A 26,481-nucleotide genomic window follows, 5' to 3' on the forward strand; every position below is an offset into this window, starting at 1 on the left:
TTCAACAGTTAGACTGAAAAATATTCAATAGGAACGGGCTTTAGCCCGTTTATTTTTTACACCAGATTCCATTGGCTTTAGCCTAAATCATAATTATTGAATACTGTTTCATCATTTTTATTCTACAATTTTTACCTTTGTTATACATTTAAAAAAACATGAAGAAACTTTCCGTACTGCTGATCTTTTTTATTGGATTTTTCAACGCCCAGAAACTTACTTCCCATGAGCTTTCTATCATTAATCAGGGAGATGTGAATGCCGCTTTACCAATCTATCAGACTACTGATTCCAATCAGCATAAAACATTGCTGAGCATTTCTTCAGAAGCAGATCCTCTTGATCCGAATACGGCTGTTCTGGTAAAAAGAATGAAAGAATCTCTGCTGTCCACAGATGGCGGAGTAGGAATTGCTGCTCCTCAGGTGGGAATCAACAGAAAGATTATTTGGGTACAGCGTTTTGATAAAGAAGGAACCCCGTTGGAATACTTTATCAACCCGGTGATTGTTTGGCGTTCCGATCTGCAGAATCTTGGCCCTGAAGGTGATCTTTCCATTCCTGATTTCAGAGATCAGTTCTACAGAAGCAAAGTCATCCAACTGGAATATGTGGATCTGAAAGGACAGAAATATTCGGAAATTGTAGAGGGTTTCACTGCAGTTATTTTTCAGCATGAAATTGACCACCTTTTCGGAATTCTGATCTCTGACAAAAAAGAAAAAGAGAAAAATGATTCTTATAAAAAGGTAGATGCCTATCAGAAAAGTGACGTAAATAAAGACAGGAGGTAATGATGAATGATGAATTATAAGTGATGAGTTATGAATGCTGAATGATGAGAAAATTGTTGTAAGGTTAAGTATATTTCTGTTTTCTATCCATATTTTATAATAAAATCTTCTCCATCTTCATAACCTGCGGGATACACATAGGTAATTACCCCGATATCTGATTGTAAAACTTCTTTTAGCTTATTGAAGTACATATCTCTTTTCTCTTCCGTAGTGTCCATTGTTAGGCTCATAATAAGCCTGTCATCATCTGTAATATTGGCGCCCACCATTATTTTGTCTGGATTATCATGGTATTTATTCCAGTAAAAAGTTTGGTCAATGGCCGGGTTTTCGATGAAATAACCAATCATTTCGTCCTCTGTTTTAAAAATATAATCTTTGTCGTGCCTTGGGAAAGTATAATTGAGATTTAATTTTTCATATCCGGGAAGGAATGTATTCAATACCAAATCGATAGTCTTTCTTGATTTTCGCCCTGCATACACCTGGCAAACAATATCTATAATGATTTCCATTACGTAAAAATATTCAATAATGATGAATTATAAATGATATTCTTAAGCATTATATAGTATACATAAAATTATCCTCAATCATCTGCGTCATCAGCGTACTCTGTGGGAAAATATAAAAATAAAAAGGAGCTGTTTCCATGGAAACAGCTCCTTTCGTTATAACTATGCTTAAAAAAATTGGGTCAATTGTTGTTGGTCACAGAAAGCTTCACTTCCATATTGTTTCTTGTCGCATTGGAATATGGACAGATCTGGTGTGCTTTTTCTGTCAGAGCCTGTGCTTCTTCAATAGAAACACCAGGAATATTGACATTCAGTTCTGCTGCCAGTCCGAAACCGCCATTCTCAAGCTGTCCTATGCTTACCTGAGCTGTTACTGTTGTTTCTCCTGTTTTCACTTTAGAAAGACTGATCACTCTGTTCAGAGCACTGTCGAAACATGCAGAATATCCGGCTGCAAAAAGCATTTCAGGATTGGCAAAATCATCATTGGCACCTCCTAAAGCTTTCGGCATTCTTACATCAAGATCCAATACTCCGTTTTCACTCTTTACATGTCCGTTTCTTCCTCCTTTGGCAGTTACCTGGGTTGTATATAACGTTTTCATTTATTTTTCTATTTTGTTTAATATTTTAAGTACCACATCTTTAAGATGCAGCAGCTCTTCCGGCTGTATTCCCAGTTTTTTCTGAATTTTTCCCGGAATTTCACAAGCCTTCTGCTGAAGCTGTTTCCCGGCTTCGTCTAAAAATACTTCGACCACTCTTTCGTCCTCTTTTTTTCTTTTTCGGATAATAAACCCTTTAGACTCCAGTCTTTTAAGGAGGGGGGTTAAAGTACCGCTGTCCAGAAAAAGCTTTTCACCGATATGGCTTACGGTAAGCCCGTCTCCATCCCATAAGATCATCATCACAAGATACTGTGGGTAGGTAATGTCCAATTCATCAAGAAAAGGACGATAAAGCCCGGTAATCTCTTTGGCAATGACATACAGCGGAAAGCAGATCTGGTTTTCTAATTTGGGTGTTTTTGGATTTTCCATAATTTTGAGTACGAAAGATTTGATGAACTATTATTTTTTTATGATAAATTCATCCATTGGAATTCTGACTTTTTTCATGGTAGAAAGCCAGTCATTAGCTTCATCACGGTATCCGAGATATAAAAGACTTACGCTTTTTAATCCCAGTTCTCTCAATCCCAGTACTTCATCTACAATCTCATTGCTGAAGCCTTCTGCCGGTGTACTGTCGATTTTAAGTTCTGCAGCCTGGGCAAGAGCAATTCCTAATGCAATATAAGTCTGGCGTGCAGTGTGTGCAAAGTGCTCTTCGGGAGTCTGTGCACCGTATATTTCTTTGATTTTATCAGTATAGCTTCCGAAACGTCCTCTTGGAAGATCTCTTACGTCAGTATGATAATCGTAAACTTTGTCAATTTTTTCATTAGAATAACTGTCCCATGCAGCAAAAACCAAAACGTGAGAAGAATCTCTCATCACTTCAGGGTTTAAAGCTCCGGCTACCATTTTTTCTTTGAGCTCCTGGCTTTCCACTACAATAACCCGGAAAGGTTGTAATCCTGATGAAGTAGGAGCCAGTCTTGCTGCTTCTAAAATAGTGTTAAGGTCTTCCTGTGAAACTTTTTTGGTTGGATCGTAAGCTTTTACAGCATGTCTCCAGTTTAGATTTTCTATTAATGACATTTTTCTTTTTGTTTTTAAATTAAACTGCTTTTTATTTATCAGTTCAGCTTTTACATTGAACTCAATTGACTGTACAAATATAAGGACAATTAAATTGTGCGCAATTTAATTTTGAAAGATTTTATTGATGGTAATTATTGATAAACTTTAAAATGGTAAAAGAGCGAAACGGTAAATTGCATTATTCACTTTCCAATCAATTCCACACGATTCGGATTTTATGAAACAATCACTATTCCAATCTTTGCCATAGAATTTTAAACTAAAAACAATGCAGAGATTTAAAAACAAAACTGCCTTAATTACAGGTGGAACGAATGGAATGGGGTTGGCTACAGCTCAGAAATTCACTGAGGAAGGAGGAACGGTTATTATTACAGGAAGGAGTGAAGAAACTGTCAATATTGCTTTGGAAAGCCTTGGAAAAAATGCTTCCGGAATCGTTTCCAATGCTGGAAATGTAAAAGATCTGATGGGCCTTCAGCAGGAAGTCAGAAAATATACAGAACATATTGATCTGGTTTTTGCCAATGCAGGCTACGGAAAGTTTGCTCCTGTAGACTATGTGGATGAAAATCAGTTTGATGAACTCTTCAATGTGCTGGTAAAAGGTCCGTTTTTTACAGTACAGCAAATGTTGCCATTAATGAAAAATGGAAGTTCCGTTATTTTCAATACTTCAGTAGCCACCGATATTGCTATGCCTAATTTTTCGGTGTATTCTGCTGCCAAGTCTGCAGTACAGTCATTCATCAAAACTTTTGCAGTAGAGCTTACAGAGCGCGGCATCCGTGTCAATGGAGTAAGTCCCGGACATATTAAAACCAATATTTTTAATAATACAGGTCTGAGTGGAGAACAGATTGAGAATGCAATCGATGATATTATTCCTACCATCCCGTTTAAAAGGCAGGGGGAACCCTCAGAAATAGCCAATGTAGTGCTGTTTCTGGCTTCGGAGGAAGCTTCATACATTCACGGTGCTGAAATAAAAGTAGATGCCGGTATTTCCGTAATCAGATGATCCTGGTTATTTGATCTCATTAATTTCTTTGATGATATTGGTTTTATTTTCAATACCTATATCATAAGCCTTACTTTTTTTCAAGCTTTGGGTTGCCTTTTCCATAAGAGTTTTATAATCCGGTGATTTTTTTGAAAGATAAAATACCTGAGCACTGATTCCGATGGCAACGCGTACGACTTCATTAGGTTTGTCCGGATCTTCGGTGATATCTGAAATAGTGGCATTATGATACCATGTTAAGTTTTGCGAACCGGAATTACCCGAACAGGATATAATCATAATAAAAAGTAATAATAGTTGTGACCAGGCTTTCATAATGAAAAGTATTAAGTAAAAATGCTCCTGCAATGTACCAAAATAATTGCAGGAGCTTTATATAAGTCAGTTAAAATCCACAGCTTGCTACACTAGGTGCAGGGGAAGGGGAACACCCTGAAAGGGATGAGAATATATTCAATACACAATTGGTATTGACATAGTTGTTATCATACAGTAATGAACCTGACGGGCTTCTGTAGTAGACATTTCCTGCTGTATTGGCATAAGAAGATACAGACGCAGATCCACAGCTGGTGTTGGTACATGCAGCTCTCCATGCAGAATCAGTTACAGGACCGCTGGAGAATAATGATGGATCTATAATTCTCTTTTCAACGACTCCTGAAGCATTTTTGAAACTTACCAGAATCGCTACATGGTATACCCATGATACGCAGCATGTTCCAGTAGATGCCCTCAGATTACCATACACGAACTGCTTTTCACAGTCGTAGCCCGCATTCAACAGTATCTGTCTCATTTTATGAGCTCTTGCATAGCATCCGTCAACAGGATATCTGAACGTGATGCATGGAGAAGATGCCGTAGAAGTCCCGCAAGCCTGATTCTTAATCTGGGCAAACAGACTGTTCAGTGTCGCCAGATTAGGAATAACACTGACTGCTTTGTTGCTTTCGCCCCTTTCTTCTTTGTTGAATACAGATTTGAAATATCGGATATCTTCATCAGTCGCTCTGTCCACCTTTGCAATTTCATTGGTGTTGGCTTTCAGGAAAATATGAACAGGAGTTTCGCTCTCAACCGCCTGTCTGATCATTGAAATATAGGCTGCATTTTCTTTACTGTCTTTGATTTGGTATGGCTGGGCAGTAACCATAAAAGAGATTTTAAATTTTCCATCTTCTTTTTCAATCCCTACCGGGACAGTTTTGCCGAAATCTTTCATAGCGATCTCATTAGATTCCTTGGCGACAAGATTCGGATCCTGGTTGGCATTTGAATCCGAACAGGCATTGAATGACAGGATAGTCACGAATGCCATCATGGATAACAGAAATTTTTTCATAGTTTTTATATTTTGGTGTTTAGTTTTAGCGAACTTTCAAATTAAAATAGTTCACTTATTTGTGATATTAAAATTAATAAAATTTAAAACATATGCAAGATTTTTTTCAAAAAATATTATTCTGCTGTATTTTGATTGTATAATATTGAAAACAATTAAAAAACTAATGATTTTGATAGGAGATTCAGAGAAAGTAAGAATTTTTAAATTGTGAAATTTGTTATTTAACGGTCCGGATTTCTAGGGAACGGACAAAGCGAGTAAAGATATATACTAAAAACACCCTTATTTTAGGGATCAATTATCCATTCATTTTGTCCATTCCGCAGGAATCTAAGCTATGTAATATGGATTAAACTAGAAAACCAGTTTCAATTATTGAAACTGGTCTTCTTATATCTTAATAAAATGTTCTGATTATTTATAAATCAATTCTGCCTGGAAAACATCTGCGAAATGTTTCCTGATCTTTGCTTTCAGTTCTTCCATTTCTTCGGGTGTGAGTTCTCTTTCAAGCTCTCTTTTTAAGGAAGTAACCTGTTTATCTTTGATTCCGCATGGAATAATATATTCAAAATAACGCATGTCCGTATTCACATTCAATGCAAAACCGTGAAGGGTTACCCATCGGGATGCTTTCACTCCCATCGCACACATTTTTCTCGCATAAGGTTTTCCCACATCCAGCCAGACACCCGTTTCTCCCGGCGAGCGTTCACCTTTAATACCATATTCGGCAATGGTTCTGATGATCACTTCTTCCAGATTCCTCATATATAAATGAATATCTGTGAAAAAGTTTTCCAGATCAAGAATAGGGTAGCCCACAACCTGTCCGTAGCCGTGATACGTAATATCTCCACCACGGTTTACCTTTACAAAAGTGGCATCTATTTCTTTCAGTTTGTCAATGCCGGCAAGCATATTTTCTTCGTGCCCGCTCTTTCCCAACGTATAAACGTGTGGATGCTCTACAAAAAGAAGGTGGTTGGGAGTAATACTATGCTTTTCTGCAGGAAGATCCCTGTTTTTGATTTTGGTATCAATGATGTTTTTCATCAGTTGCTCCTGGTAATCCCAGGCCGGCTGATATTCTCTGATGCCTAAATCTTCAAATTCTACTGCTTTATTCTGATTTGTATTCATTTCAATTTTTGATATACAAATTTAGTGAATTTTACCCTTTTATGGAATGGATAAAATCTATGGCACTCTTCTTCCAGTCTTTATTCTGAAGCAGGATATTGACAAAGGCTGTCCCGATAATCCCGCCATCTGCTTTTTCTGTTACATTTTCAAAATCTTTTTTTGACTTAATCCCAAATCCGATCATTACAGGGTTTTTAAGCGGAAGAGATGCTATTCTGGAAAGGTAAGATTCATTTTTTACAACGGCATTCTCTTTTCCGGTGGTAGAAGAAGAGCTTACTGCATAAAGGAAACCTGAACTTAAAGAATCCAGATAGATCATCCTTTCATCAGAAGTCTCCGGAGTTACCAGAAAGGTGAAATTAAGATGATACTGTTTTAAAATATGCTGGTAATTTTTCTCAAACTCAATAGGAGGAAGATCCGGAAGAATCAACCCTGAAACACCGCTTTCTGCACATGCAGCACAGAACTTTTCAAATCCGAAACTCAATACCGGATTAATGTAGCCCATCAGGATAACCGGAATTCTGATTTCATTTTTGATGGCTTTCAATTGTGACAATAGTTTTTCAATGGTCATTCCGTTTTGTAAAGCCAGTTCGTGGGCTTTCTGAATCACAGGTCCGTCAGCTACAGGATCAGAATAAGGCATTCCGATCTCGATCATATCTGCTCCGGAATCCTGAATCAGTTTTATGATATCAGCGGTATCTTCCAGTTGTGGAATTCCTGCTGTGAAGTATATATTTAGTTTTTTCATTTTTTATTGTATTAAAGTATAATGTACAAAGTATAATGTACAAAGTATAATGTATAATGTATAATGTATAATGTATAATGTATAATGTATAATGTACAAAGTATAAAGTACAATGTATAAAGTATAGTGTACCAGATACAATGTATAAAGTAGGCATTAAAGTCAGCGGAGAAAATACATTGTACATTTTACATCCGACATTTTACAGATTCTTAAGATACGTCTCCATATCCTTATCTCCACGGCCGCTCAGACAAATAACAACAATATCATTTTCATTAAATTTCTTCTTGTCTAAAACTGCCAAAGCGTGAGAACTTTCCAGTGCCGGAATAATTCCTTCCAGCCTGGTCAGTTCAAAAGCACATTTTAAGGCTTCGTTATCATTAATGCTAAAGAATTCAGCTCTTTTTTCTTTGAATAAATGCGCATGGAAAGGTCCTATTCCAGGATAATCCAGTCCTGCGGAAATTGAATGCGGTTCAATAACCTGTCCGTCTTCCGTCTGCATCACAAGGCTTTTGCTTCCGTGAAGCACACCAAGCGTTCCTAAAAAAGTAGTGGCAGCAGATTTTCCGGAATCTACTCCCAGTCCTCCTGCTTCCGCAGCAATAATTTTTACTTCCTTTTCTTCTACAAAATGATAGAAAGTCCCGGCAGCATTACTCCCTCCACCTACACAGGCAATCACATAATCAGGATTTTCTCTTCCGATCTTTTCCTTAAGCTGTTCTCTGATTTCTTTTGAAATGATACTCTGGAATCGTGCCACAAGATCCGGGAACGGGTGGGGGCCAACCACACTTCCAATCACATAATGAGTGGTTACAGGATTGTTGATCCAGTCTCTCAGGGCTTCGTTCACTGCATCTTTCAGGGTTTTTGAACCTGAAGTGACAGCGACAACTTCGGCTCCCAGCATTTTCATTCTTGCGACATTCGGGGCCTGTCTCTGGATGTCAATTTCTCCCATATAAACGATGCATTCCAAACCTAATAAAGCACATGCGGTAGCAGTGGCAACACCATGCTGTCCGGCTCCGGTTTCAGCAATAATTCTTGTTTTTCCGAGACGTTTTGCCAGAAGTACCTGTCCCAGAGCGTTATTGATTTTATGAGCTCCGGTATGGTTGAGGTCTTCACGCTTCAGATAGATCTGAGTATTGTATTTTTGGCTCAGGTTTTTAGCAAAATATAGTGGTGTAGCGCGGCCTACATAATTTGTAAGCAAATCCTGATATTCGGCCTGAAAATCTTCGGATTCTATAATCTGAAGGTAATTCTTTTGTAATTCTTCTATATTCGGATAGAGCATTTCGGGGATAAAAGCTCCTCCAAATTCTCCATAATATCCGTGCTCATCGGGGTTTTTATAATTCATTTTTTATTCTTTAGTTATTAAGTAAGCATTGTTTTGAGAACTAAGCTGGTTGAGCAGTTCTTTTCTTTCCTGTGTTGTATGAAAAATCAGGATATCATCATCTTCAGAATTCACCCATTCCGAGCCGATACTTTCTTTGATCATCTTGGCTTTGTCATGGAGAATTTCTATATCACATTTTTCATAAAAAGGACGCAGATCTGAATGACAGAAACCTATTGCCTCCAGATTTCTTTGTACAGCATTTTCTTTGAAATGACGAACCAACGCTGCTCCATATCCTTTCTTTTTATGAGCGGAAACAAGTCCTACTACCTCCGCAAAGGAATATTCATTATCTGCTATTTTTAAGGTAAAATCAAAATTCACCCGCATAACCGCCAGTACATTTTCATCCGCATCCAGCAGGAAATGAAATTCCGAATCTTTGAAAAAAGTAATAAAATAGGCAGATTTCATGGCGTTCCATGCAGAAATATCCCATAGCTGCAAAATATGTTCTATTTCTTTTTCCTTTAAATCTCTGGTTTCTTTGATCTGATATTTCATGGATTTAAACTATTAATAAATGTAAGATGGTAATCATATTGTTGTTTGGTGATCAGTTTTTTATAATATAACAACTCAATTTTGTGCAGTAAATCTATTAAGGTTGCTTTATCTATTTTTGACTGATACATTGTGATGGCAATTTCGAGATTATCAATCAGATAGTAAGAATCAGAATCGTCGTAAAGTAAAAATATTTTAGCATAAATTAATCCTAAATCATACTTTATCACTGATCTGACATGGTTTTCTAAAAACTTATCCGAAATAATAACCAGATAATAGCTGTTCCACAGGCTGATTCTTTCAAAAAAATACTGGATATCATTTTCTTCAAAATCTTTAATAATACTTATAAATTCGGACAATAATCCACCAACTTCCCAGTGTTCGATATTGCTGTCGTTCTCCGCAACAAAATGGTACAGGGTCTGAATTTTTTCATTTCCGAATTTAGGCGGAAACAGTGTTTTGTAAAATGTCTTTTTTAGCAAATGTATATTCATCATTGTGTGTTTTTAAGTTATTTATTGTGTTGACAGAGGCTTTTAAATTCTCTTATCCTGTCAATGTTTTTATGGCCGGGCTCTGTTTCAAATTTTGAATTGATATCCAATGCAAAAGGCTGTTGCTTCAGCATTTCAATATTTTCAATGTTGTCTTCTGAAATGCCACCGCTTAAAAAGTAGGGCAGGGGAATCTCAAGTTCATTCAGGATATTCCAGTCAAATTGTTTTCCTGTTCCACCAAAGGCTTTGCTGTCAGTATCAAAAAGAAAATAGGTGATAGATTGCAGGTTACGGATTGTCCGTTGCAAGTTAAAAATCTGCGTTATATTCATCTTATTTTCATCTGCATTGTTTCCTATTCTGATGACTTTAATAATACCTACTTCTGGGTTCAGCTTTTGTCTTAGTTTAACAATGAAATCATCACTTTCATAGCCATGAAGCTGAACAAAATTTAATCCGGCTTTTTGCACCATCTGTAGAATGATATCCAATTCTTCATTAACGAAAACACCTGTTTTTCCATGATGATCAATAGCTGAGATCTCTTCCGCACTCAAATGATTCAAAACATATCTGGGTGATTTTTCATAGAAGATAAAACCGAGGAAATCTACATTCATAGAAATCAATTCCTGAATCTGGTCCGGTTTTGTGAGTCCACAGACTTTGAGCAAAGGTTGCAGGTTTAAGGTCGGAGTTGGCAGGTTCATTATTAATCTATTTTAAATTTGAGAAGCAAATTCTTCAAACGCTTTGGCCGGATTTGTATTTTTCATAAAATATTCACCCATCAGGAAGCTGTCAAATCCTTTTTCTTTTAAAAATTGAAAATCTTCCAGACTGTAAATGCCGCTTTCTGCAACCGACAAAACGCCTTTTGGAAGCTGGTTTTTCAGCTGAACAGAATGCTGCAGATCTACTTTAAAATCTTTAAGATTCCTGTTATTGATCCCAACTAAGTCGATTTTTGAATTGAAGTGTTTCAGTTCATCGTCGGTATGAATTTCCAGCAAAACCTCCATTTTCAGTTCGTGGGCTAAGTCTGTAAATTCCTGAATCTGAGCTGGTGAAAGGCAAGATGCGATCAGTAGTACAACATCAGCACCAATACTTTTAGCTTCATAAAACTGGTACTCATCAATCATGAAATCTTTACGCAGAATCGGTATGTTGATGTCATTTCTTACACTGAGAACATCATTTAAATTTCCTCCGAAAAAATCATGATCAGTGAGGATAGAAATTCCACTGGCTCCAAATTTTTCATAAGCAGAAACAACTTCTAAAGGCTCAACATTATTGTTGATAATTCCTTTTGATGGCGACTGTCTCTTAAACTCAGCGATAATTCCACTTTTATTTTTGATGGATTCTTTCAGTGAATATGTTGGCCTTCCAAAAAAAGCTGCGTCTTTTAATCGGTCAAGGGAAATGCGTAATTTTGCTGCAGCAACTTCCTCTTTTTTTCGTTCAATAATTTTATCCAGTATAGTCATTTTGTGTGTCTGTAATGTGGTCAATAGTGAATTTTGCTTTGCAAGTGAATGGTGAATCTTAATGGATCAGAAGATTAAAACTATTCAATGCTTTTCCGCTCAGCAGGCTTTCCTGGGCTAACAGCAGGCAGTCATCATACGTCCCGAATTTGTCGGTATGGTAAAGTGCAACTGAGGCATTGGCAAGGATCACAGAGTTCTGTTGTTCTGTTCCTTTTCCTTCCAGGATATTCATGAATATTTTTGCTGTTTCCTGAATAGTGCTTCCGGCTTTAATATCTTCCAGTGTTACCGGATTGAAGCCTAAGTCTTCTGCAGAATAGATTTCCTCACCGTTTTTGGTAATGATCTTGCTGTCGCCGGTAAGGCTTATCTCATCATACCCATCCAGTCCATGCACCAGAACAAAGTCACGTTCCTCTTTTTGCAGAAGATACTGGTAAATTCTGGCAATTTCAAGATTATATACTCCGATCATTGAATATTTAGGTTTTGCAGGATTCACTAACGGACCCAGCAGATTAAAAAATGTTCTTAATCCCAGAGATTTTCTCAACAACCCCACGGACTGCAGCGCAGGATGGAAGTATGGAGCATGCAAAAAGCAGATGTTGGCTCTTTCAAGATCCTCATTCAATTGTTCCGAGCTGTTTTTAAACTGATATCCCAGTTCCTCCAGAACATTAGATGAACCTGTAGTGGTGGACGCACCGTAGTTCCCGTGTTTCGTTACCTTTTGCCCGGTTCCGGCCACCACAAAGCTGGCCAGTGTGGAGATATTAATAGTGTCTTTTCCATCACCCCCGGTTCCTACAATATCAATGGCGTCATCAGCATTGATATGTACAGGCACAGCCATTTGTAATAGAGCTTCTCTGAAACCTTCCAGTTCTTTCAGGGTAATATTTCTCATCAGGAAAACACTGATGAATGCTGTTACCTCTGCGGCATTGAATTTATTCTGTGCAATCTCGATCATGGTAGCTTTAGCTTCTGATTTTGACAGCGTATTATGGTTAAACAGGTATTGCAGGATTTCTTTCATTTGAGGGGTTTTTATTGTTGTTGAGGGAATTTCCAAGGTTTTCATGACAGCAGGAAGTTTTTAATAATGACTTCTCCTTCCGGCGTTAAAATACTTTCAGGGTGAAACTGTACTCCATGTACATCATAGGTTTTGTGCTGCAAAGCCATGATCATTCCGTCCTTATCTACAGCTGTTATTTCCAGTTCTTCCGGGAAACCTTCCGGATTGACTGCCCAGCTGTGATATCTTCCTACTTCCAGCCCTGACTGCAAATCTTTGAAAAGTTTGGTATCTTCTTTTACCAGTTCAGTGGTTGTAGCCACTCCATGAAAGATTTCAGACAGGTTGATCAGGCTTCCTCCGAATGCTTCAGCGATGGCCTGCTGCCCGAGGCATACCCCAAAGATGCTTTTTGTAGGTGCATATTCTTTAATAAGGTCTAACAAAATACCTGCTTCTTCAGGAATTCCGGGGCCGGGAGAAAGAATGATTTTGTCATATTTTCCAATCTCTTCCAGAGTAATTTCATCATTTCTTACCACGTCCACTCTCTGATCCAGAATTCTTTCAATAATCTGGACAAGGTTATAGGTAAAACTGTCATAGTTATCGAAAACGAGAACTTTAAACGGTGGCTGTTGGGTGTTGATATTGTTGTTCATTGCTTTTTTCTTGTTGGTTTGTTGTGGGTTGCTGGGATTGGAACTTACTTTTCAACTATTTTTTCTGCTTTTTCTACTGCTTTTTTGAGTGCATTCAGTTTGTTGTTAACCTCCTGCAGTTCATTTTCCGGGACCGACTTTGCCACAAGCCCGGCACCAGCCTGATAAAAAAGTGTATTGTTTTTGCTTAAGAAAGTTCTGATCATGATAGCCTGGTTGCAGGTTCCGTTCAATCCTATAATTCCGATGCAGCCACCGTAATACCCACGGGAATCTTTCTCATATTGGTTGATCAGCTGAAGCGCTTTATGCTTCGGTGCGCCACTTAACGTTCCCTGAGGGAAGGTGGCAGATACCATTTCAAGAGGATTAATGTCTTCAGACACATCTGCAGTCACTTCACTCACCATGTGAATTACATGAGAGAACAGCTGGATTTCTTTAAGTTTGGTCACCGTTACATTTTTCCCAAGCTTTCCAAGATCATTTCTTGCAAGATCTACCAGCATGGTATGTTCTGCATTTTCTTTGGGATCTGCCTTTAAAACTTCAATCGCTTGAAGGTCAGCTTCAAAATTCCCTGTTCTTTTTGATGTTCCGGCAATCGGATGGATGATGGCTTTATTGTTTTTAATGATTAACTGACTTTCAGGGCTGGAACCGAATAATTTATAATTTCCGTAATCAAAATAGAAGAGGTAAGGGGAAGGGTTAATATTTCTCAAAGCACGGTAAACATTGAATTCATCTCCTTTGAATTTCTGTTCAAATCGTCTGCTTAGAACCAATTGAAAAACATCTCCGCGCATACAATGTTTCTGGGCTGTTTTTACCAGTTCAATATATTCTTCATCTGTAATATTGGAGGTTTCCTCACTTGTTTTCTCGAAAGGATAAACAGGAGTATTCTGATTTTTAATAAGGTTTTCCAAAAGGTGAAGCTCAGATTTTACACCATCAATAAAATTCTCGATAAGATACATCTCATCATTGAAATGATTGATAGCAATCACATATTGGTATAATCTGTATCTCAGAACAGGAATTTCAACTTCTTTGCTTTGTGCTTTAAGGCTTATGTTTTCAAAAAACTGTACGGCTTCAAAGCTTGTATACCCAAAAAGGCTCTGAGCGGTCTGCTCTATTGTGTCATGGGTAGGTTCACATTTGAAAATATTGCGGAAATCTTCAAAAATATCTGTGATATTTCGTTCCATAATAAACTGCTTTACAGGAGCAGATGCAGGAAGTTTAATTTCGTATTCGCTGAGGTTTTTTACTTCAATTCCGGCAATAGCATTCACTGCAATAAAGGAAAAGTTATTATCAATACTTTTTGAATCTGAACTTTCCAGAAGAATCGTATCACGGAATTTATCCCTGATCTTGAGGTAAATATTCATGGGAGTATGAAGGTCTCCCAGTGTTTTTTTCGAAACAGTTTTTATTGTAATTGTGTCTGTAAACATCTTTTTGTTTTTATTGGTAAGATTTATGAATAAAAAAAGGCTTCAACGGTATCCGTCAAAGCCTATATATTGTTTTTTGATTATTTCTGCTGTAATTAACAACATGACAATACCTTCAGACCCGACGAAGAGTTTGAAAGCCACCACCAATTATTGTTGTTCATATTTAACATGGGACAAATGTAGAAATTTTTTTGATACCAAGACGAAAAAAAGTCAGAAAATAAATAAACTTAATATAGAAATCCTTTATTTAAGCTGCTTGAGCTCTTGTTTCAATTCCTTTATTTTTTCTTTGTAAGTTTCGTTATCATCATATTCTACATAACTTTCCAGGGCAGAAATATATTCTTCAATGAAATCCTTATTTGTTTTATCTGCTTCATATTTGATTCTGGCGGAGTTGACAGGAGCCATTTTTGAATACTTAAGTTGGGCTTGTCCCTCATCAGACTGATAATAAAGGATGACCATATTTTTTTCATATCCCGGAATATATTTTACAGGAAATGAAACTTCTTTTTGCGGAATGCGGATTGCATTTTCAATCGGATAGATGGCTGCAGAAGTAGTGGAGAAAAACGTTGAAACATATTTTCCGTCCTGTTTCTTCACAATGGCTTCGTAATCATGAATGTACATGTCATTCAGAGTAGAATTTGTTTCTACATCAGAAGTGATAATAGCTGTGCTTTCAACACCATATTTGTTTAAAAACCATGCATTCAGGAATTGTCCTCCGAATCCGTTCAATATTGCCAGAGGAATGATAGGAATTAAAAGCCAGGCTTTTTTGGTCAGGTATGAAAGCCCTCCAAAGAATACCAGCAGCAGGATCACAGTATAAAAACCATGATGACTGATGAAAAACAGAATTTTTGAAATTAAAACCATGGATTAAAGATAACTATAATAATCTTTTATTTAAACGCTGAGATCACAAAGATGTTATTAAATAACTGTTAAAACGATTGCAAGGGCGTTTCACTCAGCAAAAGACGTTGTCATTAGCTAAACGAAGTGCCCTTGCGAACCAAAAATAGAGTTTTATGATAATTACTTTGTGAACATAGCGTTTGAACTATTTATTGTACCGGTTCGGACAAAGGAATGTCAGGCGTTCCACTGTAGAAAACAATCAGGGTTGCTCCCTGGTCGCCGGTTTTGCCTCTGTGGCCGGTATTGACCATTTCAGGAAGTACCTGGCCTTTTCTTACCCATTGTGTTTTACCGTCTTCTTTTCTCTCAATCTGGATTTCGCCTTTTTCCACATATGCTGCATTAATGACCGGATGTTTATGCCAGTTCAGAGCAGAATTGGGAGGTACGGCAATTTTAAGAACCGAGATTTCCGGCTGTGACGATGGATAGGCAGGATACGTCGTTCCGTCCCAGGATTTTGTTGTTTTTAAAAGTGTTACCGATTCAATTTTATCGGAATACTCTGATTGCGGTTCATTTGAAGAGTTATCACATGAAATGAAGAGGGAAGAAAGTACAGTAAAGAAAACTGTACCCAATACATTTTTTTTAATCATACTTTTTAAATTAATAGATTGGTGTTTGGTTCGGATGATCCGATATACAAAATTAAGAACCCTGTTTAAATATCTCTTATGTTTGAATTATTTTTTTCACTCTGATCTTAAAAAATATTCCTTAAAGAAAACATTTGTCATAAGTTTAAAAGTTTATTTTTTATATTTTTGCTTCCAAATTAGAAAAAAATGAAAAAAGTATTAGCAATCGCATTTATCGGAGGTTTATTATTAGCAAGCTGCTCAAAAAAGGTAGATCACTCTTTACAGGATAGCAACACAATGCTTGAAGAGCCGGAAGCAACTACTGTTGTTGATTCAACTGCTAAAACTGCTGCTCCAGCTGCTGCAACTCCGGCTGCACCTGCACCTGAAGCTGCTAAAACAGATTCTACAGCGAAGAAATAATGAAAAAAATACTTTTGGCAGGAATGTTAGGTCTAATGATCGTTTCCTGTTCTAAAAAAGAAAATACAGCAGAAGTGGCAGCTTCTTCTGAAACGTCTACTGTTTCAGAACCGGCAAAATCTAATCTTTCCGGTGATCAGATCATCGAAACATTGGACTGCTCAGGATGCCACTCTGTTCATGAGAGAATGATAGGACCTTCTTATCAGGAAATTGCAGGTAAATACTCAGAAAAGGATACTGAACTGCTTGCTTCCAAAATTATAGAAGGCGGAAGTGGAGTATGGGGAAGCGTGCCTATGGCTGCCCATCCACAGGTATCTAAAGAAGATGCAAAAAAAATGGTGGAATATATTTTGAGTCAGAAGAAATAAAATATGTCCGCTGAAAAATCCAGTCTGCACACAAGAAACCTGCATCGTAATCCCTATGATTTTGATCAGCTTATTTCTTGTGTGCCGGAACTGAAACACTATGTTTTCGTTAATGTTTATCAGACGGTAACCATTAATTTCAGCATTCCAAAAGCAGTCAAACTGCTCAATAAAGCTTTACTCTTACATTTTTATCATATTAAAGGCTGGGATATTCCAGACACCAATCTTTGTCCACCCATTCCGGGAAGGGCAGATTATATACATTATATTGCTGATCTTTTAGCTGAACAGCATAATAGAATTCCCACAGGCAATTCTGTAAAAGGATTAGACATAGGAACGGGCGCAAATCTCGTGTATCCTTTAATCAGCCACAGATCTTATGGATGGACGATGTTGGGATCAGATATCAATCAGGATTCTTTAAAAAATGCTCAGCATATCTTAGATCAGAACTCCGATCTGGCTTCCGTTATTCAATTGAAAAGTCAGCCTGATGCAGACCATATCTTTGTCAATATTATAAAGTCTGAGGACAGATTAACTTTTACCATGTGCAATCCTCCTTTTCATGATTCTGAGGAGTCTGCCATGAAAGGAAATATCAGAAAAACGAAAAATCTTCATCAATCAAAGAAAGTCAAACCCCTTCTTAACTTTAGCGGTCAGCAGTCTGAACTGTGGTGTGAAGGTGGTGAATTGGCATTTATTAAAAAAATGATTCACGAAAGTGCATTATTTTCAACACAGGTGCTTTGGTTTACATGCCTGGTTTCTAAAAAAGACAATCTCAATAAACTGACTGGCTTATTAAAGAAGGTAAAAGCTGTAGAAGTGAAAACTATTGATATGGCCCAGGGACAAAAGATAAGCAGAATACTTGCCTGGACATTTATTCCTCAAAAAGACAGAAAAAGCTGGTTTATTTAAAATTCAAGGTTCAAAGTTCAAGGTTTAAGGTGATAGCACAATCATTCAAATCTTGAATCTCTAAACACGTATCCCAAACCCCAATACCCCGCATCTTTACCACTTTTTAAAATTTCTTAAAAAAGCCATTGACGGTCAGGTCAAAAATGCCTAAATTTGTACGCTTTTAGAAAAATAAGAAATGCAATTATCAGAACAAGAAATCATTAGAAGAGAAAAGCTGAATAAGCTTACTGAAATGGGGATTAATGCGTTCCCTGCGGATGAGTATACAATTACAGATACTACAGAATCTATAAAACAGGACTTTTCTGAAAGTAAACAGGTAAAGATCGCTGGTAGATTGATGTCCCGCAGAATTCAAGGAAAAGCTTCTTTTGCAGAATTGCAGGATTCTAAAGGAAAAATCCAGGTTTATTTCAACAGAGATGAGATCTGTCCGGGTGAAGATAAAGAACTATATAACGAAGTATACAAACACCTTTTAGATATCGGTGATATTATCGGTATCGAAGGAGAATTGTTTACAACCCAGGTAGGGGAGAAGACGGTTTTAGTGAAAAATTTTACCCTTCTTACCAAAGCTTTACGTCCGCTTCCTCAGGCAAAAACAGATGAAAACGGGGTTGTACACGATGGCTTTACAGATCCTGAATTAAGATACAGACAGCGTTACGTAGATTTAACGGTAAATCCACAGGTGAAAGAAATTTTCGTGAAGAGAACCAAACTTTTCAACGCGATGAGAACATTCTTCAACGATGCGGGTTATTTTGAAGTGGAAACTCCAATCTTACAGTCTATCCCTGGTGGTGCAGCAGCAAAACCCTTTATCACGCATCACAATGCATTGGATATTCCATTATATTTAAGAATTGCCAACGAATTATATCTGAAAAGACTGATCGTAGGTGGTTTTGACGGGGTATATGAGTTCTCTAAAAACTTCAGAAACGAAGGAATGGACAGAACCCACAACCCGGAATTTACCGCTATGGAAATCTATGTGGCTTACAAAGATTACAACTGGATGATGGATTTCACTGAGAAATTATTGGAATTCTGCGCAATCCAGGTAAATGGTACTACAAAAGCTACCTTTGGGGAACATGAAGTTGATTTCAAAGCGCCTTACCCAAGAGTTTCCATGACAGAAGCGATCCTGAAATTTACAGGTTTTGATATCACAGGAAAAACTGAGCAGGAATTGTATGATTTTGCAAAGTCTATCGGTATTGAAGTGAATGAGACGATGGGTAAAGGAAAACTGATTGATGAGATCTTCGGTGAAAAATGTGAAGGAAACTTCATTCAGCCGACTTTCATTACAGATTATCCGATCGAAATGTCTCCACTGACAAAAAAGCACAGAAGCAAAGAAGGCTTAACAGAACGTTTTGAATTGATGGTGTGCGGTAAAGAAATTGCAAATGCATATTCCGAACTTAACGATCCTATCGATCAGAGAGAGCGTTTTGAAGCACAGATGGCTTTATCTGAAAGAGGAGATGATGAAGCAATGTTCATTGATCAGGACTTCCTGAGAGCATTGGAATATGGTATGCCACCAACTTCTGGATTAGGAATCGGAATGGACAGATTAATCATGTTCTTAACGAATAATGCCTCTATCCAGGAAGTATTATTCTTCCCTCAGATGAGACCGGAAAAAGCTGCTCCGCAGATTGAATTGGGAGAAGATGAAAAAGTAATTCTGGAAATCCTTAATTCTCAGGAAGAGCCTATGGCTTTGGCGCAAGTAAAAGAAAGAAGCCAGTTATCCGGTAAAAAATGGGACAAAGCTTCCAAAACTCTGACGAAGAACAATATTGTGAAAGTAGAGAAGATTGACGAAAATCTTTTGATGAAACTGGCTTAAGATTTCGCGGAAAATATAAAAAGAAAAGGTACAGCACTATGCTGTACCTTTTTCTTTTTTCCAGCGGTAATCCCTGAAAGTAATCCAATAATTGTCCAGTGTTAGACTTAATAAAAAAAATACTTTATTTTATTATTTAATATTTATGTTTTTGTTTAATTCTTAATATTATGTTTATTTATTTTTTTATTTTTTTAAAACAAAACTGCTCTTTTAGTGCTTTTTGATAAAATAAATGCAATTTAAATTCTTTAAGATTGTTCTTTTTATTACATTTGATATGAAAATGAACATGTAGATGAATACACATAAAAAAAATCCAGATAATTTTGCAAAACATCAGGGTCTTTATGAGCCTGAATTTGAATTTGATTCCTGCGGAGTTGGTTTTGTAGCGAATATTAAAGGAGTAAAAAGTTATAAGATTGTAAGTGATGCTATTACCATGCTGGAGAACATGGAGCATCGTGGTGCTACCGGATATGAAAGTAATACCGGGGATGGTGCAGGGATACAAATCCAGATCCCCCATGAGCTTTTATATGATGAGGCATTAAACGTCGGAATAGATTTACCGGAATCTGGATATTACGGTGTTGGAATGTTATTTTTTTCTCAGAATAATTTTATTCGGGAAGAATGTAAAGAGGTCATTGCACAGTCTGCAGAAAAGTTACATCTTAAAATATTAGGATATCGGCCTGTTCCGGTGAGTAATATTGATCTTGGAGATTTGGCAAAGAGTGTAGAACCAGTGATGGAGATGCTTTTTATTGAGCGTCCTTTTGATGTGGATACAGAAAAAGATTTTGAGAGAAAGCTGTTTATTTTTAAGAATTATATTTCTCATCAGATGACCAGTATTACAAATAATGATCCTATTGGGTTTTATGTAGCTTCTTTCTCCTGTAAAAAGCTTATTTATAAAGGTCAATTGAGAAGTATTCAGGTTCGGAATTATTTTAAAGACCTTACCAATCCTAAAATTCGTTCTGCATTTGGAATGGTACACTCCCGTTTTGCCACCAATACTTCACCTACATGGAGTCTGGCACAGCCATTCAGGTTTTTAGCGCATAATGGTGAAATCAATACTTTAGGGGGAAATCTTAATTGGTTGAGATCTTCTGAAAAAATGTTCCAAAGTCCATTTTTTACCCCTCATGAAATGGATATGCTTCTCCCTTTAACAAAACCTGGGCAATCAGATTCTTCATATCTCGATAATATGGTAGAGCTGCTGTACCATTCGGGACGGTCGCTTCCTCATACAATGATGATGCTGATACCTGAAGCATGGGATGGACATGAGCAGATGGAGCATTACAAAAAAGATTTCTATGAGTTTCATGCTTGCTTGATGGAGCCCTGGGACGGGCCAGCTTCCATTTCCTTTACAGATGGCGATATGATAGGAGCTACTCTGGATAGAAACGGGCTTCGTCCCTCACGATATTGTATTACATCGGATGATTTGGTCATTATGGCATCCGAATCAGGAGCATTATCTGTAGATCCCCAAAAAATAATTAGAAGGGGGCATCTTCAGCCGGGTAAAATGTTTCTTGTAGACATGAAAAAAGGAGCAATCATCAGTGACGATGAATTAAAAAAAGAAATATGTACCTCAAAACCCTACCGTGAATGGTTGGACAGTATGAGGATTAATATCACCGAATTACCCAACCCTAAAATCCGGTTCAATAAACTTCAGACAGAAGATATTTTTAAGTATCAGAAGGCATTCGGATATTCCAGAGAAGATCTGGATGGAGTGATTAAAGAAATGGCGTCTCATGGTAAAGAACCAATTGGGTCAATGGGGTTTGATGCTCCTTTAGCTGTATTGAGTGAGAAGCCACAGCACTTGAGCTCATATTTCAAACAGTTATTTGCCCAGGTAACCAATCCACCGATAGATCCTATAAGGGAAAAACTGGTCATGTCTTTGACTACGATTATAGGAGGAAATGGTAATCTTTTAGAAGAGGATAAAAACTTTGCACATTCTATCAAACTGGACAACCCTATTATTAATAATAATCAGCTTGAAAAATTAAGAAGTGTTGATACAGGTAGATTTCAAGCCAAAACGATTTATACTTATTTTAATGCAAGAGGAAAAGAAGGTGAACTAAAAAAAGCGATCGACAGGATTTGCAGGTATGCGGTAGATGCAGTAGATGATGGATTTGAAGTAATTATACTTTCGGATCGGTCACTGGATTCTCAGCATGCATCTATTCCTTCATTACTGGCATGTTCGGCAGTACACCATCATTTGATCAGGAAAGGTATCCGTAGAAAGATCGGTTTGGTAATGGAGGTTGGAGATGTTTGGGAGGTTCATCATTTTGCAACGTTGTTAGGATTTGGAGCAACGGCAATTAATCCTTATCTGGCATTGGCAAGTATCAGACAAATGTTTGATGATGGGGAATTTGAAGAAGAAGATTTACTAAGGCTAAAAGATAATTATAAAAAAGCAGTAGGAGATGGGCTTTTAAAGATATTTTCTAAAATGGGAGTTTCCACTTTGCAATCTTATCATGGAGCACAAATTTTTGAAATTATAGGGTTGAATAAACTTGTGGTCAATACATGCTTTACAGGAGCTGTTTCCAGAATTGAAGGTATTGGATTTGATGAAATTGCGAAGGAAGCTTTGATAAAACATCAGGATGCATTCAGGGAAGATATGGAAAACTCATTACTGGATACAGGAGGTATTTACCGGTGGAGAAGTAATAATGAATATCATCAGTTTAATCCACAGTCCATTCACTTACTTCAGCAGTCTGCCTGGAACAATGACTATGGCATTTTTAAAAAATATTCAAGACTTGTCAATCAGCAAATGGGTAAAGCCTCTCTATTGAGAGGATTACTGGAATTCAAAAATGACAGAGAGCCCATTTCATTTGAAGAAGTTGAGCCTATAGAAAACATAATGAAACGTTTCGCAACAGGAGCAATGTCTTTTGGGTCTATTTCGTGGGAGGCACATACCACATTGGCAATTGCAATGAATAGGATAGGGGCAAAAAGTAATACAGGAGAAGGAGGAGAGGATGAGGCCAGGTATATACCTGACAAGAATGGAGATAACCTGCGTTCTTCCATTAAACAGGTTGCTTCCGGAAGATTTGGGGTTACTGCCAGATACCTTGCAGAAGCAGATGAAATCCAAATAAAGATGGCTCAGGGTGCTAAGCCAGGAGAAGGGGGGCAATTATCGGGGGATAAGGTGGATTCGTGGATTGGTAAAACGAGACACTCGACACCTGGTGTTGGACTGATTTCTCCACCGCCACATCATGATATTTATTCTATTGAAGATTTAGCTCAGCTTATCTTTGATTTAAAAAATGCTAATCGCCATGCCCGGTTATCGGTGAAGTTAGTTTCAAAAGCAGGAGTAGGAACTATAGCTTCTGGGGTTGCAAAGGCAAAAGCAGATCATATTCTGATTTCGGGATATGATGGAGGTACGGGCGCATCACCTTTAGGCTCAATCCGTCATACCGGATTGCCTTGGGAGCTTGGATTGGCTGAAACTCATCAGACTCTGATTAAAAATAAACTGAGACAAAGAGTTACTCTGCAGGTTGATGGGCAGATGAAAACAGGACGCGATTTGGCTATAGCTACTTTGTTAGGGGCAGAAGAGTGGGGAATTGCTACTTCTGCGCTCATTGTTGAAGGCTGTATACTGATGAGGAAATGTCATTTGAATACTTGTCCTGTAGGAATTGCCACTCAAAAGGAAGAATTAAGAAAAAAATTCAAGGGAAAAGCTGAGTACCTGGTGAATTATTTTAAATTTCTTGCGATGGAAGTTCGTGAGATTATGGCTAATTTAGGTTTCAGAACCATTGATGAAATGGTAGGGCAGTCTCAATGTCTTGAAAGAAAAACAAATATTACCTTCTGGAAACATCAAAGGATAGACCTAAGCAGGATCCTTTATAAAATAGAAACTGATTTGCCGGTAATTAAATCTGAGGAACAGGATGCTGGGCTGGATCATTCTATTTCCTGGAAAATGGTTGAAGCGGCTCAATACGCCCTTCAAAATAATACATCCATGGAAGCAGAATTTGATATAAAAAATACGGATCGTACGGTTGGTACTATTCTTTCCCATGAATTAACCAAAATTTATAAGTCTGAGGGAATGAATGAACATTCATTACTGTTTAATTTTAAAGGAACCGCAGGGCAAAGCTTTGGAGCATTTTGTAATAAAGGGATGACTATGCGTCTGGAAGGAGATGCTAATGACTATTTAGGGAAAGGGCTTTCAGGTGCTCAGTTGATTATTTTTCCGCATAAAGAGGCTATTATCCGTGCCAGTGAAAATAGTATTGTTGGAAATGTTGCTTTATATGGAGCCACTTCTGGAAAGGTATTTATCAGTGGTATAGCAGGAGAGCGTTTTGCCGTTCGGAATTCCGGAGCTACTGCAGTTGTGGAAGGAATTGGTGATCATGGATGTGAATATATGACTGGAGGGAAAGTTATTGTCCTGGGAGGAGTCGGAAGAAATTTTGGCGCAGGAATGAGCGGAGGTATTGCTTATGTATGGGATGTAAATAAAACCTTAGAATATCATTTTAATCCTGATATGGCGGATCTGGAATCTATTACAGAGGATGATAAAGAATCGATCTTTAATCTGATCAGGGAACATTTTGAAAATACAGGAAGCACATTGGCAGAATATATAATAAGTGATTGGGATAACAGCTGTAAGCATTTTACGAAAGTGTATCCGAGAGAATATAAGAAAGTGATTGAAAACCAGATAAATGATATTACGTAATGGGGAAGATAGATGGATTTTTATTATATGAGAGGGAACTTCCTTCTAAACTGGATGTTGAAAAGAGACTTAAGGATTATAAAGAATTTATTCAGAAGCCTTCTGATCAGCAGTTGAATTGTCAATCGGCAAGATGTATGGACTGCGGAGTTCCTTTTTGCCAGAGTGGTTGCCCTTTGGGAAATCTCATTCCTGAGTTTAATGAAGCCGTATATAAAAAACAATGGCAAAAAGCCTATCAGATTTTAATATCTACCAATAATTTTCCTGAGTTTACCGGAAGAATTTGTCCTGCTCCCTGCGAAAGTGCATGTGTGTTGGGAATTAACGATAAGGCCGTTACCATTGAGGAAATAGAAAAGAATATTATAGAAATAGCTTTCGAGAAAGGCTTTGCCAAGCCAAGAATTCCCAAGCTGAAAACAGATAAAAAGGTTGCGGTAGTAGGTTCCGGACCTGCCGGATTGGCGGCAGCATATCAATTGAACCAGATGGGGTATAGTACTACAGTTTTTGAAAGAGATCCTGAAATAGGAGGATTATTAAGGTTTGGAATACCGGATTTTAAACTGGACAAAAATATTGTAGAACGCAGAGTTCAATGGATGAAAGAAGAAGGGGTTGAATTTTGTACTGGAATTAACGTTGGTGTCAATTATGCTGTAGAAGAATTGAACCGTAATTTTGATGCAATTGTATTGGCAACAGGAAGTACTGTTCCCAAAGATCTGATCATTCCCAACCGGGATGCAAAAGGTATTTATTTCGCTATGGATTTTCTTAAACAAAGTAATAAAAAAGTAAGTGGGATTTCTTTTGAAGAAGAAGAAATTAATACGAAAGGAAAAAAAGTAGTGGTCATAGGAGGTGGAGATACGGGGTCCGATTGTATAGGAACTTCTAACCGTCAGGGAGCAGAAGTTGTATATCAGATTTATTATAAACCTATGCAGCCAACAGAACGGGATGAAACGATGCCATGGCCCAGTTATCCTGCTCTACTGCAGATTACTTCCTCCCATGAGGAGGGGTGTGATCGTATGTGGTCTGTGAATTCAAAAGAATTTGTGAAAGATGAACATGGAAACCTAAAAGGAATTCGCCTGGTGGAAGCAGAATGGACTAAAGATTCTGATGAAGGAAAATGGAACTTATATACTGAAAAACCAGCATCTGAATTTGTACTCGAATGCGATATTATTTTTATTGCCTTAGGATATACGCATGTTGAGCATAAAGGGCTGGTGGAAGCATTAGATATTCACCTGGATCCAAAAGGGAACTTAATCGGAAATAATAAAGAATATAAAACCAATCAGGATAAAATTTTCACCTGTGGTGATGCCCGGAAAGGACAAAGTCTTGTAGTATGGGCTATTGCGGAAGGCAGACAATGCGCAGAGAAAATTGATGAGTTTTTTAAAAATAAATCATGAAATAATCTGAATCCTGATTAGGTTATTTAAGAAAATTAGATGGGCAGCTGAAAGTAGGAAGTAGATAATTTTATATAGCTTCGAGCCTTTGATCCCGAATTTATTTTCTGTAATGGCCAAATGAGGCATCAGACAAAATTGATAAAGAATTAAAAATAGAAGGTACAGAGTTATTCTGTACCTTTTTCTTTTTTCGATTTCCGGAGCTGTATTCTAAAATTTTTAAAAGGAGCAACTGTGTTGATATGTATCCATTTCCATACAGGCCATTTAGCGGGCGTTGTTGCCCATTTCCTTTGCTCAGGTTCAAACAGGATTTTATCATCAAGGTCTTCAATCCATTTTATAATTTCATCGACTTGCTTTTGTAAGAGATCTCTTTGTTCTGCCAGACTATAGGAGCTATATTGCTCATAGAAAGACTGATATAATCCTTTTAAATTATTCCATTTATATTCAGGGGTAGGTGTTTTCACTTCCTTTCCTTTCTTTTCATCAGCTTCCCACTGTAGGAGCAGTTGGGTCCAGCCAATCTGATAGGCTATATTCTGGGCTGGTGTTTTATCAACCCCTACTTTTAGCCAATCTTTTTCCTTTTCTTTAATATCATCGAATTCCTTGTTGTAGAGAAGGAACCTTTTTTTTATTTCTTCAATAAGTTCAGTTTTGTCTTTATAACCTTTCATAGTA

The 26,481-nt window shown here is 37.5% G+C and carries 27 protein-coding genes; 8 read left to right on the forward strand and 19 right to left on the reverse strand.

Annotated elements, in window-relative coordinates; translation table 11 throughout:
- The first annotated feature begins 158 nt into the window (after nucleotides 1–158).
- On the forward strand, nucleotides 159–794 hold the full coding sequence (locus CRS_RS19320; protein ID WP_142725595.1) for a peptide deformylase: 636 nt from the start codon (nucleotides 159–161) through the stop codon (nucleotides 792–794).
- Nucleotides 795–877: 83 nt separating this feature from the next.
- Here the strand turns inward: CRS_RS19320 and CRS_RS19325 are convergent, their stop codons facing one another.
- From CRS_RS19325 to CRS_RS19340, 4 genes are all read right to left on the reverse strand, one after another.
- Nucleotides 878–1,312 (reverse strand): hypothetical protein, encoded by a 435-nt coding sequence (locus CRS_RS19325; protein WP_142725596.1) that lies wholly within the window; start codon nucleotides 1,310–1,312, stop codon nucleotides 878–880.
- A gap of 182 nt (nucleotides 1,313–1,494) precedes the next feature.
- A complete protein-coding gene (locus CRS_RS19330) occupies nucleotides 1,495–1,920 on the reverse strand; it encodes an organic hydroperoxide resistance protein (protein WP_142725597.1) in 426 nt (141 codons plus the stop codon).
- Nucleotides 1,921–2,355 (reverse strand): MarR family winged helix-turn-helix transcriptional regulator, encoded by a 435-nt coding sequence (locus CRS_RS19335; RefSeq protein WP_142725598.1) that lies wholly within the window; start codon nucleotides 2,353–2,355, stop codon nucleotides 1,921–1,923.
- Nucleotides 2,356–2,385: 30 nt separating this feature from the next.
- On the reverse strand, nucleotides 2,386–3,018 hold the full coding sequence (locus CRS_RS19340; RefSeq protein ID WP_142725599.1) for an NAD(P)H-dependent oxidoreductase: 633 nt from the start codon (nucleotides 3,016–3,018) through the stop codon (nucleotides 2,386–2,388).
- A gap of 271 nt (nucleotides 3,019–3,289) precedes the next feature.
- On the opposite strand from CRS_RS19340, the gene CRS_RS19345 reads away from it, so the two are divergent.
- On the forward strand, nucleotides 3,290–4,042 hold the full coding sequence (locus CRS_RS19345) for an SDR family oxidoreductase (RefSeq protein ID WP_142725600.1): 753 nt from the start codon (nucleotides 3,290–3,292) through the stop codon (nucleotides 4,040–4,042).
- A gap of 6 nt (nucleotides 4,043–4,048) precedes the next feature.
- Here the strand turns inward: CRS_RS19345 and CRS_RS19350 are convergent, their stop codons facing one another.
- The 14 genes from CRS_RS19350 to CRS_RS19415 all read right to left on the reverse strand — a co-directional run bounded on the left by CRS_RS19350 (nucleotide 4,049) and on the right by CRS_RS19415 (nucleotide 15,936).
- Entirely contained in the window at nucleotides 4,049–4,360 is a 312-nt protein-coding gene (locus tag CRS_RS19350) for a hypothetical protein (RefSeq protein ID WP_142725601.1), read from the reverse strand.
- Nucleotides 4,361–4,430: 70 nt separating this feature from the next.
- Nucleotides 4,431–5,390 (reverse strand): protein-glutamine glutaminase, encoded by a 960-nt coding sequence (locus CRS_RS19355; RefSeq protein ID WP_142725602.1) that lies wholly within the window; start codon nucleotides 5,388–5,390, stop codon nucleotides 4,431–4,433.
- Between the two features lie 417 nt (nucleotides 5,391–5,807).
- On the reverse strand, nucleotides 5,808–6,536 hold the full coding sequence (gene lipB, locus CRS_RS19360) for a lipoyl(octanoyl) transferase LipB (protein WP_142725603.1): 729 nt from the start codon (nucleotides 6,534–6,536) through the stop codon (nucleotides 5,808–5,810).
- A gap of 31 nt (nucleotides 6,537–6,567) precedes the next feature.
- Complete coding sequence (trpA, locus tag CRS_RS19365; RefSeq protein WP_142725604.1) at nucleotides 6,568–7,302, reverse strand: tryptophan synthase subunit alpha; 735 nt, start codon at nucleotides 7,300–7,302, stop codon at nucleotides 6,568–6,570.
- 202 nt (nucleotides 7,303–7,504) lie between these two features.
- Nucleotides 7,505–8,683, reverse strand: coding sequence for a tryptophan synthase subunit beta (gene trpB / locus CRS_RS19370; protein ID WP_142725605.1), 1,179 nt, complete (start codon nucleotides 8,681–8,683; stop codon nucleotides 7,505–7,507).
- Nucleotides 8,684–8,686: 3 nt separating this feature from the next.
- Nucleotides 8,687–9,232, reverse strand: a complete 546-nt coding sequence (locus CRS_RS19375) for a GNAT family N-acetyltransferase (RefSeq protein ID WP_142725606.1) — start codon at nucleotides 9,230–9,232, stop codon at nucleotides 8,687–8,689.
- A complete protein-coding gene (locus CRS_RS19380; protein WP_142725607.1) occupies nucleotides 9,229–9,741 on the reverse strand; it encodes a hypothetical protein in 513 nt (170 codons plus the stop codon). Before CRS_RS19380 ends, CRS_RS19375 begins: the two co-directional genes overlap by 4 nt.
- A 14-nt stretch (nucleotides 9,742–9,755) precedes the next feature.
- Nucleotides 9,756–10,454 carry a phosphoribosylanthranilate isomerase gene (locus CRS_RS19385; RefSeq protein WP_142725608.1) on the reverse strand — a complete coding sequence of 233 codons (699 nt, stop codon included), beginning with the start codon at nucleotides 10,452–10,454 and terminating at the stop codon, nucleotides 9,756–9,758.
- A 12-nt stretch (nucleotides 10,455–10,466) separates the two neighbouring features.
- Complete coding sequence (gene trpC / locus CRS_RS19390; protein ID WP_142725609.1) at nucleotides 10,467–11,240, reverse strand: indole-3-glycerol phosphate synthase TrpC; 774 nt, start codon at nucleotides 11,238–11,240, stop codon at nucleotides 10,467–10,469.
- A gap of 58 nt (nucleotides 11,241–11,298) precedes the next feature.
- Nucleotides 11,299–12,285, reverse strand: a complete 987-nt coding sequence (trpD, locus tag CRS_RS19395) for an anthranilate phosphoribosyltransferase (RefSeq protein ID WP_142725687.1) — start codon at nucleotides 12,283–12,285, stop codon at nucleotides 11,299–11,301.
- A 41-nt stretch (nucleotides 12,286–12,326) separates the two neighbouring features.
- Nucleotides 12,327–12,929, reverse strand: a complete 603-nt coding sequence (locus CRS_RS19400; protein WP_142725610.1) for an aminodeoxychorismate/anthranilate synthase component II — start codon at nucleotides 12,927–12,929, stop codon at nucleotides 12,327–12,329.
- Between the two features lie 44 nt (nucleotides 12,930–12,973).
- The gene (locus CRS_RS19405) at nucleotides 12,974–14,398 is read right to left on the reverse strand and encodes an anthranilate synthase component I family protein (protein ID WP_142725611.1); all 1,425 of its coding nucleotides are present in this window, start codon (nucleotides 14,396–14,398) and stop codon (nucleotides 12,974–12,976) included.
- 249 nt (nucleotides 14,399–14,647) lie between these two features.
- A complete protein-coding gene (locus CRS_RS19410) occupies nucleotides 14,648–15,292 on the reverse strand; it encodes a hypothetical protein (RefSeq protein WP_142725612.1) in 645 nt (214 codons plus the stop codon).
- 191 nt (nucleotides 15,293–15,483) lie between these two features.
- Nucleotides 15,484–15,936 carry a cupin domain-containing protein gene (locus tag CRS_RS19415; protein ID WP_142725613.1) on the reverse strand — a complete coding sequence of 151 codons (453 nt, stop codon included), beginning with the start codon at nucleotides 15,934–15,936 and terminating at the stop codon, nucleotides 15,484–15,486.
- A 189-nt stretch (nucleotides 15,937–16,125) separates the two neighbouring features.
- Here CRS_RS19415 and CRS_RS19420 point away from each other — a divergent pair, with 189 nt between their 5' ends.
- The 6 genes from CRS_RS19420 to CRS_RS19445 all read left to right on the forward strand — a co-directional run bounded on the left by CRS_RS19420 (nucleotide 16,126) and on the right by CRS_RS19445 (nucleotide 25,791).
- Nucleotides 16,126–16,344: a hypothetical protein gene (locus tag CRS_RS19420; protein ID WP_076354041.1), complete on the forward strand. Its 219-nt coding sequence runs from the start codon at nucleotides 16,126–16,128 to the stop codon at nucleotides 16,342–16,344.
- Nucleotides 16,344–16,718, forward strand: coding sequence for a c-type cytochrome (locus CRS_RS19425; RefSeq protein ID WP_142725614.1), 375 nt, complete (start codon nucleotides 16,344–16,346; stop codon nucleotides 16,716–16,718). Before CRS_RS19420 ends, CRS_RS19425 begins: the two co-directional genes overlap by 1 nt.
- Before the next feature lie 3 nt (nucleotides 16,719–16,721).
- Complete coding sequence (gene rlmF, locus CRS_RS19430) at nucleotides 16,722–17,651, forward strand: 23S rRNA (adenine(1618)-N(6))-methyltransferase RlmF (protein ID WP_142725615.1); 930 nt, start codon at nucleotides 16,722–16,724, stop codon at nucleotides 17,649–17,651.
- Between the two features lie 181 nt (nucleotides 17,652–17,832).
- A complete protein-coding gene (gene lysS, locus CRS_RS19435) occupies nucleotides 17,833–19,530 on the forward strand; it encodes a lysine--tRNA ligase (RefSeq protein WP_142725616.1) in 1,698 nt (565 codons plus the stop codon).
- A gap of 298 nt (nucleotides 19,531–19,828) precedes the next feature.
- Nucleotides 19,829–24,355 (forward strand): glutamate synthase large subunit, encoded by a 4,527-nt coding sequence (gltB, locus tag CRS_RS19440; RefSeq protein WP_142725617.1) that lies wholly within the window; start codon nucleotides 19,829–19,831, stop codon nucleotides 24,353–24,355.
- A complete protein-coding gene (locus CRS_RS19445) occupies nucleotides 24,355–25,791 on the forward strand; it encodes a glutamate synthase subunit beta (RefSeq protein WP_142725618.1) in 1,437 nt (478 codons plus the stop codon). The genes gltB and CRS_RS19445 overlap by 1 nt, the downstream gene beginning before the upstream one ends.
- 170 nt (nucleotides 25,792–25,961) lie before the next feature.
- On the opposite strand, the gene CRS_RS19450 is transcribed toward CRS_RS19445, so the two are convergent.
- Entirely contained in the window at nucleotides 25,962–26,477 is a 516-nt protein-coding gene (locus CRS_RS19450) for a ClbS/DfsB family four-helix bundle protein (RefSeq protein ID WP_142725619.1), read from the reverse strand.
- Nucleotides 26,478–26,481 lie beyond the last annotated feature (4 nt).

Origin of the sequence: Chryseobacterium sp. ON_d1, assembly GCF_006829085.1 — a bacterium.
Taxonomy (GTDB): domain Bacteria; phylum Bacteroidota; class Bacteroidia; order Flavobacteriales; family Weeksellaceae; genus Chryseobacterium.